Raw genomic sequence first — 18,214 nt, 5'->3', positions numbered from 1 at the left:
AAAGGGGTAGTAAAGAATGCCTAACAGTCAAAAGATTCGTCATTCGTTATCATCTGCGCAGTCTGGTATGTGGTTTGCGCAACAATTAGATCCGCTTAATCCGATATATAATACTGGGGAATATGTAGAAATAAACGGGAATATTCATCAAGACATTTTTGAATTAGCTGTACGTAAAGTTGTAATGGAAGCAGAAGCACTTCACGTTCGCTTCGAAGAGGATGAAATTGGCCCATGGCAAGTTATTGAAGAATCACAGTTTCATATGCATTTTATTGACGTTCGGAAAGAAGAAAACCCTGAAGAAGCTGCTAAAGTATGGATGAAAAATGATTTATCTATGCCAGTCGATTTGAAAAAAGATACTTTATTTACTGAAGCACTTATTCAAGTTGAAAATAATCGTTTCTTTTGGTATCAGCGCATCCATCACATTGTGATGGATGGCTATGGATTTTCACTTCTTAGCCAAAAAGTAGCGAATGAGTATACATCACTTATAGAAGAAATAAACAAGAATGAAAAACCATTTGGTTCTCTTGCAAAAGTCGTGCAAGAAGATATTGAGTATCGTGAGTCTAAACAATTTCAGGAAGATCGTATTTTTTGGTTAGAAAAGTATGCAGATGAACCAGAAGTTGTAAGTTTGGCAGAACGAGCACCGAGAACATCAAATGGATTTTCACGAGAAACAGCTTATTTATCTAGTTCTAGCACGAAAACTTTACTAGAAGATATCAATATTTCGTTAACAAGTTGGCCGGAATTCATTGTCGCTATAACAAGTATTTATATGCATAAATTAACAGGTGAAAATGATATTGTTTTAGGTTTACCGATGATGGGACGTCTAGGTTCGGTATCTATTCATACACCAAGTATGGTAATGAATTTAGTGCCACTTCGTATTACAGTAACTCCAAATATAACTCTTGCGGAATTATTGCAACAAGTTTCTAAAGAAATCCGAGATGTACGTCGCCATTATAAATACCGTCATGAGGAATTAAGAAGAGACTTAAAGTTACTAGGTGAAAATCAAAGGTTGTTTGGACCGTTAGTGAATGTTATGCCTTTTGATTACGGGCTAAATTTTGCTGGAAATCGTGGTATTACGCATAATTTATCAGCAGGACCTGTCGATGATTTATCAATAAATGTATATAAACGTTTTGATCAAAATGAGCTAATGATTCATTTTGATGCAAATCCTGAAGTATATAATGGCGAGGAGCTAGCATTGCATAAAGAAAGATTTATGAATCTATTTGAATTAGTAGTAAATAATTATGAGAAAAACGAGTCGATTGGAAAAATAAACATTACTCTGCCTGAAGAAAATCATAAAGTTTTATTGGAATGGAATGAAACGAAGGAAGACGATGAGTTAATCAGTCTGCCTATATCATTTGAAAAACAAGTGCAAAAAAATCCCAATAAACTAGCCATTACTTGTGACGGTGTAAACCTTACGTATAAAGAGCTAAATGAACGAGCGAATGAACTAGCACATTATTTAGTAGAAGAAGGAATACGACCAAACCAGTTTGTAGCTTTAGTATTCCCTAGATCAATAGAAATGGTAGTTAGTATGCTAGCAGTCTTAAAGGCTGGTGCAGCGTATTTACCAATAGATCCAGAATACCCAGCAGAAAGAATTAATTATATAGTAAATGATGCAAAACCAGTTTGTATCATAACACATTCATCTGTTTCATCTAAGTTAGTTATAGAAAATGATATGAAAAAAATTGTATTAGATGAAGAAGAAACGAAACTAGCGTTACATACATATTCTCGTATGAATATAGCATGTAAGAATGATGTATCACTTTTAAACCCAGCCTATACAATATATACTTCAGGCTCAACAGGAAACCCAAAAGGTGTAATTGTTCCTATGAGAGGTTTAAGTAACTTTTTAATGGCTATGCAACAAAAGTTTTCATTAAATGAAAATGATCATTTATTAGCAGTTACAACGTTTGCGTTTGATATTTCTGCTCTAGAAATTTATTTACCTCTTATTAGTGGTGCAAGTTTAACAATTGCGCAAAAAGAAGACATACAAGAGCCATCAGCATTAACGACACTTTTACAAGAAGAAAGAGTGACAATTATGCAGGCTACACCGACGCTTTGGCAGGCGTTAGTAACTGATTATCCAGAGAAGCTACAAGGGCTAAATATACTTGTTGGTGGTGAAGCTCTTCCAGAGCATTTAGCAAATAAATTAAAAGAATTAGGTTGCTCAATAACTAATTTATATGGACCAACTGAAACGACGATTTGGTCTACTTTCATGAACATTGATGAAGGTGAAAAGGGTATACCTCCTATTGGAAAGCCAATTTGCAATACAGAAGTGTATGTATTGGATGCAGGGTTACAACCAGTTCCACCTGGAGTTATTGGGGAATTATATATTGCGGGGGAGGGACTTGCAAGCGGATATTTAGGAAAACCGGAGTTAACAGCTGAACGGTTTATTGCAAATCCTTATGGAGAATCAGGGAAGCGCATGTACCGTACAGGAGATCTCGTGAAATGGCGTAGTGATGGTGCGTTAGAGTACATTAGTCGCGCAGATCATCAAATTAAAATTCGTGGATTCCGAATTGAATTAGCTGAAATTGAAACGGTATTACAACGACATGAAAATATTCAACAAGCGATAGTAATGGTACGAGAAGATCGTCCAAATGATAAACGCATCATTGCGTATATCGTTGCAGAAGAAAAGGAACCGATTAATCTTTCAGAAATTCGTTCTTATGTTTCAGAAAGTTTAGCGAATTATATGATACCATCGGCATTTGTTGTGCTAGAAGAACTACCATTAACGCCAAATGGTAAGGTTGACAGAAAGAAATTACCTGCTCCTGATTTTAATGGAATGCACAATGAGAGAGTTGCTAGAAATCCGAAAGAAGAAATATTATGTGATTTATTTGCAGAAGTACTTGGTGTTTCTCGAATTAGCATTGATGATAATTTCTTTGAAATGGGTGGACATTCACTTCTTGCATCTCGTTTAATGGCAAGAATTCGTGAAACGTTAAGTGTGGAATTAGGAATTGGGAAACTATTTGAATCACCAACTGTTGCCGAACTGGCGAAACAATTAAACCATGCAAAAAGCGCAAGACCAGCTATTCAGAAAGCAAGTAGGCCAAATGAAGTTCCACTTTCATTTGCACAGCGCAGGTTATGGTTCTTAAATTGTTTAGAAGGTCCAAGTCCTACTTATAATATTCCGCTAGTCATTCGTATGAATGGAATATTGAATCGGGAAGCATTACAAGGTGCTTTTTATGATGTAGTTGAGAAACATGAAACACTTAGAACAATTTTCCCTAACGTATTAGGTAGTTCCTATCAGAAAATTTTAGATATGGAAAACTTAAATCTAGAAATGGTTATAACTAATACATGTAAAGATGAATTAGAAAGTGTACTTTCAGAGGCGGTAAGATATAGCTTTAACCTCGATTTTGAGTCGGCAGTTCGTTTGCAACTTTTTACAGTGAGTGAAAACGAACATGTATTATTAATTCTATTACATCATATTGTAGGTGATGGCTGGTCATTACAGCCGTTAACGAGAGATTTTACAGCGGCGTATAAAGCGCGATGTCAAGGTGACAGAGTTCAGCTGGAGTCACTTCCAGTTCAATACGCAGATTATGCACTTTGGCAACAGCAATTGCTAGGTGATGAAACGACACCAGAGAGTCTTATTTCAACACAATTAGATTTTTGGAAAGAAGAACTTAAAGGTTTACCAGACCAAATGGAGTTACCTACAGATTTCCAGCGTCCAATTGAGACGAGTTACCGCGGGGAAACAATTCATTTTCATATAGATGAAGGTATGCATAGTAGGTTAGTAGAGCTTGCACGTAAAAATGGAGTTAGTTTGTTTATGGTATTGCAAGCAGGGCTTAGTGCACTATTTACAAGATTAGGTGCAGGCACTGATATACCAATTGGAAGTCCGATTGCTGGAAGAAATGATGATGTACTTTCAGATATTGTTGGTTTATTTGTAAATACATTAGTGTTACGTACAAATACGTCAGGAGATCCAAGTTTTAAAGAATTATTAAATAGAGTGAAGCAGGTAAATCTTGCAGCTTATGAAAATCAAGATGTTCCATTTGAAAGGCTTGTTGAAGTGTTAAATCCAGTACGTACTCGAAACAGCCACCCGTTGTTTCAAGTTATGTTAGCTTTTCAAAATACACCAGAAGCAACGTTTCATGTACCAGGTTTAGAAGCGAGCCTTGAAATTCAAAGCGTCGGTTCTGCAAAATTTGATTTAACATTTGAAATTAGTGAGAGTAACGGGGTTGATGGTACTCCGAACGGTTTACATGGATTACTAGAGTTTAGTACCGATTTATATAAACGTGAAACGGTTCAAAAACTAATAGAACGATTCATTTTGTTATTAGATGATGCAGTTACAAATCCGGATCAATCAATTGGCAGATTAGAAATATTAACTGTAGCAGAGAAAAATACAGTGTTAGAAAAGTGGAATGGTGGTTTTCAAATTGCACCAGAAATGACATTGCCACAATTATTTGAAAAGCAGGCTCATATAAATCCAAATTCTATTGCTGTTGTCTTTGAAGATAAGAAATTAACTTATGAAGAGTTAAATAGAAAAGCAAATAAAATAGCTCGATTCCTAATAGCAAAAGGGATTGGTCCTGATCAACTCGTTGCTTTAGCGATGCCAAGATCATTAAACATGGTTGTAAGCTTATTAGCTGTTCTTAAAGCTGGTGCTGGATACCTTCCGTTAGATCCAGATTACCCAGCAGACCGTATTTCATTTATGCTACACGATGCGAAACCATCATGTGTTTTAATGAATTCAGAAGTGGAAATTGAATGTAATGAGGCACTAAAAGTTTTAATTGATAATGTAAAAGTAATAGCAGAAGTTGAGAAATATAGTGAAGACAATATTGATGAAGTGGAACGAATTAAGCCATTATCTCCATCACATATTGCTTACGTTATTTATACGTCAGGGTCAACGGGTAGACCGAAAGGCGTTATGATACCTCATCAAAATGTAGTAAGACTTTTAGGAGCAACTGATCATTGGTTCCAGTTTGACGGAAACGATGTTTGGACGATGTTCCATTCATACGCTTTTGATTTCTCTGTTTGGGAAATTTGGGGACCTTTATTATACGGAGGGCGTTTAGTTGTAGTGCCACATACTGTAAGTCGCTCACCGAAAGAATTTTTACAGCTTCTTGTTAAAGAAAAGGTTACGGTTTTAAATCAAACTCCATCAGCGTTCTATCAATTGATGCAAGCAGATCGTGAAAATGAAGAGATTGGCCAAAAATTATCTTTACGATATGTTGTTTTTGGAGGAGAAGCACTTGAGCTAAGTCGCTTAGAAGATTGGTATAGTCGACATCCTCATAACGCACCAAAGCTTATTAATATGTACGGTATTACGGAGACGACAGTACATGTTAGTTATATTGAATTAGATGAAACTATAGTCTCTTTACGAGCAAATAGTTTAATTGGGTGCAGTATACCTGACCTTAAAGTGTATGTGTTAGACAACTATTTACAACCAGTGCCACCTGGAGTAGTTGGAGAAATGTATGTTGCAGGTGCAGGGCTTGCGCGTGGATATTTAGGAAGAGCAGGATTAACGGCTGAACGCTTTATCGCAGATCCATTTGGAAAGCCAGGTACAAGAATGTATCGTACAGGAGACTTAGCTCGCTGGCGTAAAGATGGGACGCTAGATTATATAGGACGTGCAGATCATCAAATAAAAATTCGTGGGTTCCGAATTGAATTAGGAGAAATAGAAGCAGTCATAATGAAGCACCCTAAAGTTGAGCAAGTAGCCGTTATTGTACGGGAAGATCAACCAGGGGATAAACGGTTAGTTTCTTATATCGTTGCATCAAATAATGAAGCGATTGATACGAATGAAATGCGTCAGTTTGCTAGTGGTAGTTTACCAGATTATATGGTTCCATACGCTTTTGTAGTAGTAAATGAGTTACCTTTAACTCCAAACGGTAAATTAGATAGAAAGGCATTGCCAGCTCCAGAATTTATCGCATCATCTTCTAGTCGTGGTCCAAGAACACCGCAAGAAGAAATGTTATGTGACTTGTTTACAGAAGTGCTAAGTGTACCTCAAATTGGAATTGATGACGGATTCTTTGATCTTGGTGGCCATTCACTCCTTGCAGTGCAGCTTATGAGCCGCATGAAAGAGGCGCTTGGAGTGGAACTAAACATTGGCACTTTATTTGCAGCACCGACTGTTGCAGGGTTAGCTGAAAGACTTGAGATGGGGAATGGTCAAAGTGCACTTGATGTGTTGCTTCCATTACGAGCAAGCGGGGATCAATTACCACTATTTTGTGTACATCCAGCAGGTGGATTAAGTTGGTGCTATGCAGGACTTATGAAATCTTTAGGAAAAGATTATCCAATCTATGGTGTACAAGCACGTGGTATTGCTAAAAATGAAGAACTTCCAAAAAGTTTAGAGGAGATGGCGGCGGATTACTTGAAACATGTTCGTGAAGTACAGCCTTATGGACCATATCGTTTATTAGGTTGGTCGCTTGGAGGAAATGTTGTGCATGCAATGGCAGCGCAATTACAAAATGAAGGGGAAGAAGTAGAATTACTCGTTATGCTTGATTCTTATCCTGGACACTTCTTACCGAATACGGAAGCGCCTACTGAAGAGGAAGCGTTAATCGCATTACTTGCTTTAGGCGGATATGACCCAGATAACATGGATGGTAAACCACTTACAATGGAAAGTGCAGTTGAAATCCTTCGTAAAGATGGAAGTGCATTAGCAAGTCTTGAAGAAGAGACTATATTGAACTTGAAAGAAACATATGTAAATTCAGTAGGGTTGTTAGGGAAATATGTACCGAAAGTTTATAACGGAGATATCTTATTCTTTAGATCTACTGTTATACCAGACTGGTTTGATCCTATTTCTCCAAATACGTGGCTAAATTATTTAGATGGGCAAATTGTGCAGCACGATATTGATTGTAGACATAAAGATCTATGTCAGCCAGGTCCACTTACGGAAATTGGACAAGTATTAGCGAAATATTTGCAGAATAAGAAAGGGGTAAGTAGAGTATGACGAATCCATTTGACAATGATAATTACACATATAAAGTATTAATAAATGAGGAGGGCCAGTATTCTCTCTGGCCTGCTTTTCTCGATGTACCTATTGGCTGGAATGTCGTATATGAAGAAGCTAGTAGGCAGAGCTGCTTAGAATATGTTGAATATAACTGGAAAGATTTGAATCCACAAGGTAATCAAGTTCGCGAAAAAACATTAGTAGGAAAACGATAATGGAAGAAAAACTAAATCCAAAAGTAGTTGTAAGTATCGTTTATATAACTGCGATGTTTATGGCTGCGATGGACGCAACGATTGTAAATGTAGCACTGCAAACGATAAGTAGAGAACTACAAGTACCTCCATCTGCAATGGGGACGGTGAATGTTGGATATTTAGTTAGTTTAGCTGTTTTCCTCCCGATTTCTGGTTGGTTAGGAGATCGTTTTGGTACGAAAAGAGTATTTTTAATTGCTCTTTTCGTATTTACAATTGCATCTGCTTTATGCGGAATGGCTAACGATATTACTTCATTGAATATTTTCCGTATTATTCAAGGTGCTGGCGGAGGGCTTTTAACACCGGTCGGAATGGCGATGTTATTTCGAACATTTTCACCAGAGGAAAGACCGAAGATTTCCCGGTTCATTATACTTCCAATTGCTGTAGCACCAGCAATTGGTCCTATCATCGGTGGTTTCTTTGTAGATCAAATGTCTTGGCGTTGGGCATTTTATATTAATCTACCGTTTGGAATCGTTGCATTGCTATTTGGACTTCTATTTTTAGCAGAACATGTTGAAAAATCAGCTGGTCGCTTTGATTCGCTCGGCTTTATTTTATCAGCACCAGGATTTGCGATGCTCATATATGCACTCAGCCAGGGACCATCAAAAGGGTGGATTTCTCCAGAAATTATGAGTACTGGGATAGCTGGGGTTGTATTCATTACATTGTTTATAATTGTAGAACTGAAAGTAAAGCAACCGATGTTAGATTTACGCTTATTAAAAGAACCAGTCTTTAGAAAGATGAGCATTATATCATTATTTTCATCAGCTGGTTTATTAGGAATGTTATTTGTTTTTCCTCTTATGTATCAAAATGTGATAGGAGTTTCTGCACTGGAATCAGGACTTACGACATTTCCAGAGGCGATTGGATTAATGATTTCTTCACAAATTGTACCATGGTCATATAAGAAATTAGGAGCTCGAAAGGTAATTTCTATTGGATTAATATGTACGGCGGTTATATTTGTTTTATTGAGTTTTGTAAATCACGATACGAATCCGTGGCAAATCCGGGCATTATTGTTTGGTATCGGTATTTTCTTAGGTCAATCTGTCGGTGCGGTTCAATTTTCTGCCTTTAACAATATCACGCCGCCTTCTATGGGGAGAGCGACTACTATATTCAATGTGCAAAATCGACTAGGTTCAGCAATAGGAGTAGCGGTTTTAGCTAGTATACTAGCTGGTTTTGGAGGTAATAACGTTCAATCCGATTTTTTACCATATCAAGCAGCATTAATTGGGTCAGCAATATTTTTGCTCATAGCACTACTATTTTCTTTACGTATTTCCGATAAAGAGGTAATGTCAAAGAAGAAAGAAAAAACATTATCTGTATCAGAAAAAGAGAAAGTACTTGTCAATGAATAACAATATACGTATGCTTTTTTATGAAAATTGATATTCGTTGAATAAAGGAGAGTTTACATGATAGAAAGTAAAGTTGTAGATTCTATTCCAACTTTGAATGAGAATGATTGTCAAATATGGTGGGCAAGAATTTCGGATTTACAATCATGGCATTACAATTTACTAAATGATATAGAGCGAGAGAAAGCAAATTCGTATCATCATTCGGCAGATCGAGCTCGTTTTATAATAGGTTGCGTAATAAGTAGATTAGTTCTCGGCAAGATACTTTCTATGTCACCAGTCCAAGTACCAATTGATCGAATGTGCTCAGTATGTAAATTGCAGCATGGAAGACCACAATTACCAGAAGGTATGCCGCAATTATCCGTTTCGCATTCAGGTGAGTGGGTTGTCGTTGCATTTACAAAATCTGCACCTGTTGGCATAGATGTAGAACAAATGAATCCAAGTATAGATGTTATGAAAATGGCAGAAGGTGTATTAACAGACATTGAAATAGCGCAAGTTATGAAACTGCCAAATGAACAGAAAATAGAAGGTTTTTTAACATATTGGACTCGAAAAGAAGCGGTGCTGAAAGCGACAGGTGAAGGACTAATGATTCCACCAGTACATATTACAGTATCAGCTCCAAATGATCCTCCAAACTTGTTGGTTTTTAAGGATAGACAAGAGTTAGCAAGTAATACAATGATGGAAGATGTAAGGCCTAGTTTAGATTATAGGGCTTCTGTTGCAATATTCAGTAAGGAAGTGACTGAAATTACGCAATTAGACGCGGCAGCACTTTTAAATCTTAAATAAAAAAATTACAGAAGAGGTGTTCCTCATGTTAGTAGCGGAAAATAGAAAGAATGAATTCACTTATAATGTACAAGCAATTAAAAATATTTTATTTTCTGGAGATACATCATCCATTCATGCTTTAGAAAAGCTTTTAAATGATACAGTTCAGTTTGATGTTCTTGAACAAGAGGCACTTGGTAGACAGTACATTCCGAAAGAAGCAAAGAATTTCTTTGATAAAGATGGAACATTTCTTTACCGTGTATCTAATGTTAGTTATAAAGGAAAGGTGTTATCTGAAAATCTAATTTTTGCAGACACTTCGTTTTTACCGGACGCAATAAAGAGTGAATTAGAGAGTGGAAATATTCCTGTTGAAAAGCTTATAGAAAAGATGGAAGTAAGAAGAAACGTATTATATGAAGGATATCAGCCATCTGGAAATATTATTGAATTGTTTGATGGATGTTCTGTTACAGCGAATGTGTATCCAACTAGAAAGTATCAAATTGTAAGTAACTGCAAATGTGTATTTTATATTTGTGAAGTGTATCATGCAGAGAATATAAAGCAATTGCTTAAATAAAAACAAGAAACCAGCCTATAAAATGGCTGGTTTCTTGTTTTTATTTAACAGCTTCTTTTAATTCTTTACCTGCTTTAAATGCAGGAACTTTACCAGCGGCGATTTGAATTTCTTCGCCAGTTTGCGGATTACGTCCTGTACGAGCAGATCTTTCGCGTACTTCAAAAGTTCCAAACCCGATTAGTTGAACTTTATCTCCAGATTGTAATGCATTAGCAATTGTGTCAAATACGGATTGTACAGCTGCAGAAGCGTCCTTTTGAGAAATATCAGCTGATTGAGCTACGTTTTTAATTAATTCTGTTTTGTTCATGTTTTCACCTCATAAAAAAATTTTTGGAATGAATGTTTTAGTATAATAGATAGTAAAGATAAAGCTATCACTATGATTAGAAAGAATACTATATAATTATGTTAATTTCGTTGCAAGAGACTGAATCCCTTCTATTATTTAGGGATTAATTAAGAATCGATGCATATAAAAAGCTTTAATATGAGGATGAGGGGGAGTATACGAATGATTTTTCGTGAAAAAAATGAGAAGGAAAGTATTTTAATTCGTCAACATGATCATGGTTTTTTAGCTGGAGAGATTGCAAAGCATATAAAAGAAGACTTTTTTGAAGATAAAACATATTTAAAAGAAACAGTTGATGCAATATATGAGCATGACAGAGGATGGATAGAGCTTGATAAAGTACCAATTTTGAATGATGCTAAAAATATTCCATATACATTTATGGATTGTCCAAGCCCATTACGTTTTGTTTTTTATACGATTGGATTGAATGAAATTGAAAATTCTAATCCATACGGGGCATTGCTTTGTAGTAAACATTTTTTATCATTTCCACTAAACGAGGAAGATGAAGAGATGATGTCATTTTATAAACATGAATTAGAACGACAAAAAAGAATTTTGAAAACGTTAACAAAGGAACAGTTTGCGATGTTCGATAAGCATTATAGATTATTAAAGTTTTGTGATGAACTTTCTTTATACGTATGTATGAATAAGCCTGGTGTCAAAAAGAAAGATGAAATTGATTTATTTAAAGATGGTTTTGAAGGAACAGAAATGTTTAATAGTAAAGAGGAGAAACTTATTCAAGCTGAATGGGTGGACGAGGAAACAATTCGGATTACACCATTTCCATTTCAAACGGAATTTTATACGTATGTAAAATATAAAACGATAAATAAGCATGAAATGAAAGAAAAAGGGATTGCAAAGGCTGATAGAGAATCAGAAATGAAGAAACAAGCCATTCGTTTCATATAATAAGGAGGTAATATAAATTGAAAGATTATATATTAAAACAGTGTGATTACCATGCTTGGGCTAATACTAGATTATTCAATCGATTAAAAGAGTTACCAAACTATGAGAAAATTTTTAATGAGCAGATACAGAGTGTATTCCCATCCATTAAGGATACTTTTGTGCATATTTATATTACAGATCAAGTGTGGTTACATATATTGCATGGTAAAAGTATGAATGAAGCAATACAAGACCGAGAAGATTTACGAAAACAAATTGAAACTAAATCGTTACATGAATTAGAAAAAATGTTTGAAAACATGGCAAATCAATATAAAGAGTTTTTAATTACAATACAAGATGTGAATGCTGTATTTGTTATTGAGAATCCATACGTAGGGAAATTAGAAACTTCGATTTTAGAATTAGTGCAACATGTTGTAAATCATGGTACATATCATAGAGGAAATATAACAGCGATGATCCGTCAACTTGGTCATTCATCGACAATGATGGATTTTGTACTGTATTTACATATGGTTAAAAAGCAGAGAGAGTAATATAGTTTGTAAGAAGGAGAGGCTTTAATTATAGAAGTCTCTCCTTCTATTTTATTCTGCATTCATGGTAGATCGACTGATTAAAGTTTTCTTAAGAAGCTTTATTTTCTTGTAATTGCTTAGCGTATTGTACAGCCTTATATGCATTGACTCTACCGTTTTTCCAGTACGTACCTGTACCACTAATTTTATCAGTAGTAGACTCAATAATTTGGCGGATTTGTGTATTGCTATATCCTTGATTTGCTAAAAGAGCTGCGACTCCTGCAACATGAGGTGTTGCCATAGATGTACCACTTAATGATTGATACGTGCTTCCTTTATATGTTGAATATATATTTGAACCTGGTGCTGCAACATCTACCCAGCTACCATAAGTAGAGAATGAAGATTTTCTATCTGATTGATCTGTAGAAGCAACTGCAATTACTTCGCTGTAATAAGCAGGGTAATTAGCTTTTGTATTTCCAGCATTTCCAGCAGCTGCAACTATAACAGAGCCTTTATTCCATGCATATTGAACGGCTTGTTGTAATGCAGTACCACCATTTGGAGCTCCTAAACTTAAACTAATTACTTTTGCACCCGAATCAGCAGCTTCTCGAATACCTTGCGCTACAGCATCAAGAGTACCACTTCCTTGATTATCTAATACGCGGACAGCATAAATTGAAGTCTGTGGGGCAACACCAGCAATTCCGACGCTGTTATTCGTAAGTGCTCCAGTAATTCCAGCGCAATGTGTACCATGACCATTACCATCATCAGATGTATTGTCGTTATCAACATAATCATGCCCGTAAATTACTTTCGAAGCCAGATCAGGGTGTGAGCCTTGAACTCCTGTATCAATAATAGCTACTTTTACACCAGGATCACTTCGTTGGCTATCCCAAGCTTGTGGAGCTTGAATCTTTTGTAACCCGTATTGATTATTAAAATATGGGTCGTTTGGAGTCCAAAAGGCGTGAACGTAATAATTCGGTTCTGCATATTCCACATCTGGATTATTTTTATAGCTCTTTATTTTTTCTTTTACAGTACCTTTTGAAAATTGTACGACTTCAAAACCTAACTTATCATCTTTAGATAAGACATTAGCTCCGACAGATTTATGAAAAGATTGCACATTACTTAAAGATGCATTTTGTTTGAACTTAACGATTAATTGGTTAGGAACGTAATCAGTAGATGATGTTTCAGCGCTTGAAGTATTCGTGTTAAAGAAGAAACCACCAATAATAAATGACAAAACAGATAGGAAAACGATGATTTTGTTTTTCAAAAGATTTTTCCTCCCTTTTCTTGGATGAGTTTTTCAGTGACACTTTAATGTCACATTCCTTTTCAACTATATAGTTAGACCATACGATTTATGACATTTATGTGAAAAACTTTTGGAGGAATAAAAAGGAGTAAATATTGATATAAATATATTTTTAATAATAGTAATTAAGTAAAAGAGGGGATGAAAAAAGGAACGCTCATCATGTATGAGTCATTCCTTTTTCATAGATTAACTTGCCTGGTTTTTATTATTTTCTTTCAATTTCTCTGCTTGTAAAAAGCGATTCGTTTCAGCAACAACAATACTACTTAATCCAATTAGACCAATCAAGTTTGGAATTGCCATAAGTCCATTTGCAATATCAGCAAATGTCCATACGATTCCTAGCTTTAAATTAGCACCAATTGCAATCATAACAATAAAGATTGCTTTATAATATTTAACTGCACTTTCTCCGAATAAATAAGCTACACATTTTTCCCCATAATACGACCAGCCTAAAATAGTAGAGTAGGCAAATAAAATAATTGCGATACCGAGAATCATACTACCAGCAGTACCAAATACAGATTGGAATGCAAGTGTTGTAGCTTCAACGCCAGTTTTACCAGATCTCCAAGCACCTGTAGTAATTAATACTAGTCCTGTAATTGTACATACAATAAACGTATCTAGAAAAGTACCAGTCATTGAAACTAAAGCTTGCTTTGCAGGCGAATCAGTTTTTGCCGCCGCCGCGGCAATAGGGGCACTCCCTAAACCAGCTTCGTTCGCAAATACACCACGCGCCATTCCGATTTGAATAGCTGATGCAACTGTTGCCCCAATAAAACCACCAGCAGCTGCTGTACCATTAAATGCACCAGAAAAAATAAGTGAAAAAGCTTCTGGAATTTGTTCGTAGTGATAGAAAATAATTATAAGACCAGCAATTATATAAAAGAAAGCTTTAATAGGAACGACATATCCCGTCACTTTCCCAATTTTTTTTACACCGCCTAAAATAACAATTGCGATTAAAAATGACATTACTATACCAGTTAAAGCAGGAGGGAAAGAGAAATTAATTCGCATTGCCTCTGCAACTGAGTTAGATTGCACCATATTACCAATACCGAAAGAAGCAGTTGTGCCGAATATAGCGAATAATACTGCCAGCCATTTCTTACCTAAACCATGCTCTAAATAATACATTGGTCCACCTGAATATTCACCATTTTCATTACTAACACGGTATTTCACTGCAAGTATTGCCTCGGCATACTTTGTTGCCATACCGAATAAAGCGGTAATCCACATCCAAAATATTGCACCAGGACCACCAATTGTAACAGCTGTTGCAACACCGGCTATATTTCCCATACCAATCGTTGCGGCCATAGCTGTCATAAGTGCTTGGAAGTGACTAATATCTCCAGAAGAAGAGGTATCTTCTGATTTTTTAAATGCTAGTTTGTGAGCGTATAATAGTTTACTAAACTGTAAACCTTTTAAACGCACTGTGAGAATGATACCTGTTCCAACGAGTAGCAACAAAGTTGGTAATCCCCACACGTATTGATTCAGTTGTTCTAATACTTTACTTACTGTCTCCATCTTTATTCTCCTTTTTTAGAAAAAATAAAAACCACTTCAAGTAAATGAAATGGTCTCTGGAGAAACAAGGGATAGAAAAATAAACCGATACAATCGGCTTTTTCTTTCGCTTGTCTCTGTCCTTTTACCTGAGAGATTATCCGCTGTAGTAGCGGATTTGCTCCTTCGGTGCTCGTTTTCCTCCGCGCTCTATGAAAGCGAGAGGGAGTCTCTCCAGAGATTCGTCCCCATGCAGTTCTACTTGTAACCAAGACCTGAGAGTTTCAAAGCTGGTATAACAACTTTTTGCCCCGTCGGTAGATCAATAGACCTTCTCCTGAATGGTTCATCCGAATTATAAAATTTATAAACACATTGATTGTAAATCAATAAAAACATTATAGACATACAAATTGTGAATTGCAATCATTTTTTATTTTAAAATAGTAAATAGTTTTATTTTTTTGTAAGTCCTAATTTATCTTCAACTTCATTTAAAGTAGATAAAGCGATGACAATATGTTGATCCGCAAGTCCTAAAGCTTGTTTTGTTTTTTCAATAGTTTCATCGGTTGGAGTAGAGTTATTTGCTCCGTCTATAATTAAATTTGCTGCATTTTTCATGAAATTTGATGCGGATTTAAACTGAGTTGTGAACTGAAGTAGTTGTTTTTGTATATCTATATCTGTTATGTTTTCTTCAATTTTAAGCGTGTCTATTTCGTTCATAATTGTTTCGTACTGCTTGGAAACAGCACTCATTGTAACTAATAGTTTATTTCGATCTACTGAATCTCCATTCGTGTTAATCTCTTCCCAGGCAGGTAACCAATCTTTTTCGATGATGTCATTATAATGAGTAGTCAATTCATTAATTTTAGGTTGTAATTTAGTTTTGAAAGTTTTTGTCTCCGCTGTTTCTACAGTTGCTTTTTCGTGGTTATTTTTAACATTAGTAACATAGAAAATCGTACCGAAAATGATGAAAATAGAAATAACAACTGTCCATTTAGTAAAAAGTAATTTCCGCAATATGTAACGCCTCCAAAATTTAAAAACTTATAATTATAATATATAACAATAATGTTGTTTAAAGTAGAGAAAATAGGTTAGAAATAATTTTAATTATTTCTTTTTTATACATAAATAATTAAAGTTAGTAAAATGATGAAAGTTGTATGCGAGAAAAGAGGGTTTTTAGTGAAAATGAATAGAATAAAAAAAGATGTAATTCATTAAGAGTTACATCTTTTTTATTCTGAATCATTTGAAATTAAATTCGATAGATGTTTTGATAGATGTAGTGATAAATATGATTAGTTCTATATGTCTATAAAGAGTATTAGGGTGATTATAAAAATATTATGTGAACTAATTATTGTGAGAAGAAGATAAATTATATGCTAAAGGGGGAATTAAAAATGCTACTAAAAACAATCTACTGTAAGGTGGAAGAAGAGAAAAAGGAATTGTTTTCAAATGCGCAAGGAAAATGGCGTGATATACGGCACCTAGATGGTTTTCATGGACAATTTGGTGGATGGTATGAAGATGAGGCATGTGTATTTACTTTATGGGAAGATAGAAGTACATATCAATCATTTATGAATGGTGCTCACGATACAATTTATTTAAATAGTAATCAAGAGGATACGTTTCTTTCATGTGAAATTGAATTATTTCAAACGTTGTATGATATAACTGATACGCATTTGAAAGACGTTGTTACAGAAGGATCATTCGTAAGAGTTGCTATATGTGATGTAAAGATGGAAAAGGAAAATCATTTTTTACAGAAGCAAGAAACAATTTGGAATAAAGGAATGGAAAAAGCAAAAGGAATGTTAGGTGGAGTAGTTGGGAAGTCTTTAAAAAATAAAAATCGTTACATAGTGTTAACGTATTGGAAAGATGAAAAGACGCACCAACATTATGTGGAAGAGATTTTCACAGGTTTATATAAATTAGCTAATATTCATGAAGAGATAGAAGAGATAAAAGGAAAACAAGCTGTATGTAAGGAAGAATGGCTTGTATATTAAACGCTGAAAAAGTGCATAAATGAATGTATAATAAAGAGATTTTCTTATAAACAAGTAATTAATAGAAGACGTTATACACCCTTTCATGTTAATATATTTAAGTTATAATAGGAGGCTTACCCTTTTGTATTGTACGGTAGAAGCAGTGTGAGCTTGAAATTTTTTTTAGAAAAGGATGTGCCTAATTTGCGTATCAATAAATTTATTAGTGAAGCTGGAAAAGCGTCTCGACGTGGAGCGGATAAACTAATTAATGAGAGAAGAGTAATTATTAACGGTAAGGTTGCAAAAATTGGTGACCAAGTGAACCCAGGTGATGATGTACGAGTAAATGGAGAGCAGCTTCGAATTGCTCGAGATCACGTATATATCGCTTTAAATAAACCAGTAGGTATTACATGTACGAGTGAAAAATCAGTAAAAGGTAATATTATTGATTTAGTGAATCATCCTTTACGAATTAGCCACATTGGACGTCTTGATAAAGACTCTGACGGTTTAATTTTGTTAACGAATGATGGCGATATTGTTAATGAGATTTTACGTGCTGAAAACAAACATGAGAAAGAATATATCGTTTCAGTAGATAAGCCAATTACACCTGATTTCTTAGAGAAAATGGCAGCGGGTGTTAAAATTTTAGGAACAAAAACGCTTCCTTGTGAGATTACACAGTTATCAAAATATGAGTTCCAAATTATTTTAACACAAGGGCTAAATCGCCAAATTCGCCGTATGTGTGAAGCTTTAGGTTATCAAGTATACACGTTAAAACGTACGAGAATTATGAATATTGAATTGAATAATTTACCAGTTGGGCAGTGGAGAGATTTAACGAAGAAGGAGAAAAGACGTCTATTTGCAGACTTAAATTACGAACCACAAGATTGGTAAAATTGTGAAGTGAAACCAAAAAAAATTGGTTTCACTTTTTTAAATTAAATAAATAATTTTTTTAAACACTTGCAAAAATAAAATGAATAAGATATATTAAATAACAATAAATGGATGTTTTACAAAAAGCAAAGAAAAGGACACGAGTTATTTTACCCGGTTATACAGAGAAGGAAGGAAAGCTGAGAACTTCCTAACGCAGAAAAATAACTTACCACCTTAGAGCTGCACTAGGGAAATGAAGTATCTAGTGCCGTGTATGCGACGTTATCGCAAAAGAAGCCATTATGTTTTTTGTGATGGGAATCTGGGTGGAACCACGGATATAAGCATATTCGTCCCTATATTTAGGGATGAATATGCTTTTTTGCATTCAATTTCATAATAAGCG

Annotated in this window: 13 protein-coding genes, 1 riboswitch and 1 other annotated feature; of the genes, 9 read left to right on the top strand and 4 right to left on the bottom strand. The window is 35.1% G+C overall.

Annotated features, from left to right (window positions below):
• Positions 1 to 16: 16 nt before the first annotated feature.
• The 5 genes from ACK1U5_RS07005 to ACK1U5_RS06985 are packed head-to-tail and all read left to right on the top strand — an operon-like array spanning position 17 to position 10,200.
• Positions 17 to 7,174 (top strand): amino acid adenylation domain-containing protein, encoded by a 7,158-nt coding sequence (locus tag ACK1U5_RS07005; RefSeq protein ID WP_069605113.1) that lies wholly within the window; start codon positions 17 to 19, stop codon positions 7,172 to 7,174.
• Complete coding sequence (locus tag ACK1U5_RS07000) at positions 7,171 to 7,395, top strand: MbtH family protein (RefSeq protein ID WP_061655393.1); 225 nt, start codon at positions 7,171 to 7,173, stop codon at positions 7,393 to 7,395. Before ACK1U5_RS07005 ends, ACK1U5_RS07000 begins: the two co-directional genes overlap by 4 nt.
• The gene (locus ACK1U5_RS06995; RefSeq protein WP_044584434.1) at positions 7,395 to 8,825 is read left to right on the top strand and encodes an MDR family MFS transporter; all 1,431 of its coding nucleotides are present in this window, start codon (positions 7,395 to 7,397) and stop codon (positions 8,823 to 8,825) included. The genes ACK1U5_RS07000 and ACK1U5_RS06995 overlap by 1 nt, the downstream gene beginning before the upstream one ends.
• 57 nt (positions 8,826 to 8,882) lie before the next feature.
• Positions 8,883 to 9,632, top strand: a complete 750-nt coding sequence (sfp, locus tag ACK1U5_RS06990; RefSeq protein WP_000572999.1) for a 4'-phosphopantetheinyl transferase Sfp — start codon at positions 8,883 to 8,885, stop codon at positions 9,630 to 9,632.
• Between the two features lie 25 nt (positions 9,633 to 9,657).
• Entirely contained in the window at positions 9,658 to 10,200 is a 543-nt protein-coding gene (locus ACK1U5_RS06985) for a hypothetical protein (protein ID WP_000959126.1), read from the top strand.
• Positions 10,201 to 10,240: 40 nt separating this feature from the next.
• Here ACK1U5_RS06985 and ACK1U5_RS06980 read toward each other — a convergent pair whose 3' ends face one another.
• On the bottom strand, positions 10,241 to 10,513 hold the full coding sequence (locus ACK1U5_RS06980) for an HU family DNA-binding protein (protein WP_001043905.1): 273 nt from the start codon (positions 10,511 to 10,513) through the stop codon (positions 10,241 to 10,243).
• A 204-nt stretch (positions 10,514 to 10,717) separates the two neighbouring features.
• Here ACK1U5_RS06980 and ACK1U5_RS06975 point away from each other — a divergent pair, with 204 nt between their 5' ends.
• Both ACK1U5_RS06975 and ACK1U5_RS06970 read left to right on the top strand, forming a co-directional pair.
• Entirely contained in the window at positions 10,718 to 11,482 is a 765-nt protein-coding gene (locus ACK1U5_RS06975; protein WP_000577281.1) for a DUF3891 family protein, read from the top strand.
• Between the two features lie 17 nt (positions 11,483 to 11,499).
• Entirely contained in the window at positions 11,500 to 12,024 is a 525-nt protein-coding gene (locus ACK1U5_RS06970) for a DinB family protein (protein ID WP_000656261.1), read from the top strand.
• Between the two features lie 91 nt (positions 12,025 to 12,115).
• Here the strand turns inward: ACK1U5_RS06970 and ACK1U5_RS06965 are convergent, their stop codons facing one another.
• From ACK1U5_RS06965 to ACK1U5_RS06955, 3 genes are all read right to left on the bottom strand, one after another.
• Positions 12,116 to 13,309: a S8 family peptidase gene (locus tag ACK1U5_RS06965; RefSeq protein ID WP_000790937.1), complete on the bottom strand. Its 1,194-nt coding sequence runs from the start codon at positions 13,307 to 13,309 to the stop codon at positions 12,116 to 12,118.
• Between the two features lie 231 nt (positions 13,310 to 13,540).
• Positions 13,541 to 14,908: an alanine/glycine:cation symporter family protein gene (locus ACK1U5_RS06960; protein ID WP_069605114.1), complete on the bottom strand. Its 1,368-nt coding sequence runs from the start codon at positions 14,906 to 14,908 to the stop codon at positions 13,541 to 13,543.
• Positions 14,909 to 15,014: 106 nt separating this feature from the next.
• Positions 15,015 to 15,135: riboswitch (glycine riboswitch) on the bottom strand.
• Positions 15,136 to 15,343: 208 nt separating this feature from the next.
• Complete coding sequence (locus tag ACK1U5_RS06955; protein WP_044584437.1) at positions 15,344 to 15,919, bottom strand: hypothetical protein; 576 nt, start codon at positions 15,917 to 15,919, stop codon at positions 15,344 to 15,346.
• Positions 15,920 to 16,308: 389 nt separating this feature from the next.
• On the opposite strand from ACK1U5_RS06955, the gene ACK1U5_RS06950 reads away from it, so the two are divergent.
• Together ACK1U5_RS06950 and rluF are read left to right on the top strand one after the other, a co-directional pair.
• Positions 16,309 to 16,929, top strand: a complete 621-nt coding sequence (locus ACK1U5_RS06950) for a YdbC family protein (protein ID WP_030025572.1) — start codon at positions 16,309 to 16,311, stop codon at positions 16,927 to 16,929.
• Positions 16,930 to 17,115: 186 nt separating this feature from the next.
• Positions 17,116 to 17,823: a 23S rRNA pseudouridine(2604) synthase RluF gene (gene rluF, locus ACK1U5_RS06945; protein WP_001222170.1), complete on the top strand. Its 708-nt coding sequence runs from the start codon at positions 17,116 to 17,118 to the stop codon at positions 17,821 to 17,823.
• Positions 17,824 to 17,945: 122 nt separating this feature from the next.
• Positions 17,946 to 18,169, top strand: a binding site (T-box leader).
• Positions 18,170 to 18,214: the final 45 nt, after the last annotated feature.

The organism is Bacillus sp. XB1 (assembly GCF_053557995.1).
The sequence above is the reverse complement of the archived record's forward strand: the minus strand, read 5'-3'. Positions and strand labels throughout refer to the sequence as shown.

What these genes read in the sequence shown, in the direction of transcription:
- ACK1U5_RS07005 (WP_069605113.1), top strand. Translation starts at nt 17, where the DNA reads ATGCCTAACAGTCAAAAGATTCGTCATTCGTTATCATCTGCGCAGTCT.
- ACK1U5_RS07000 (WP_061655393.1), top strand. Translation starts at nt 7,171, where the DNA reads ATGACGAATCCATTTGACAATGATAATTACACATATAAAGTATTAATA.
- ACK1U5_RS06995 (WP_044584434.1), top strand. Translation starts at nt 7,395, where the DNA reads ATGGAAGAAAAACTAAATCCAAAAGTAGTTGTAAGTATCGTTTATATA.
- sfp (WP_000572999.1), top strand. Translation starts at nt 8,883, where the DNA reads ATGATAGAAAGTAAAGTTGTAGATTCTATTCCAACTTTGAATGAGAAT.
- ACK1U5_RS06985 (WP_000959126.1), top strand. Translation starts at nt 9,658, where the DNA reads ATGTTAGTAGCGGAAAATAGAAAGAATGAATTCACTTATAATGTACAA.
- ACK1U5_RS06980 (WP_001043905.1), bottom strand. Translation starts at nt 10,513, where the DNA reads ATGAACAAAACAGAATTAATTAAAAACGTAGCTCAATCAGCTGATATT.
- ACK1U5_RS06975 (WP_000577281.1), top strand. Translation starts at nt 10,718, where the DNA reads ATGATTTTTCGTGAAAAAAATGAGAAGGAAAGTATTTTAATTCGTCAA.
- ACK1U5_RS06960 (WP_069605114.1), bottom strand. Translation starts at nt 14,908, where the DNA reads ATGGAGACAGTAAGTAAAGTATTAGAACAACTGAATCAATACGTGTGG.
- ACK1U5_RS06950 (WP_030025572.1), top strand. Translation starts at nt 16,309, where the DNA reads ATGCTACTAAAAACAATCTACTGTAAGGTGGAAGAAGAGAAAAAGGAA.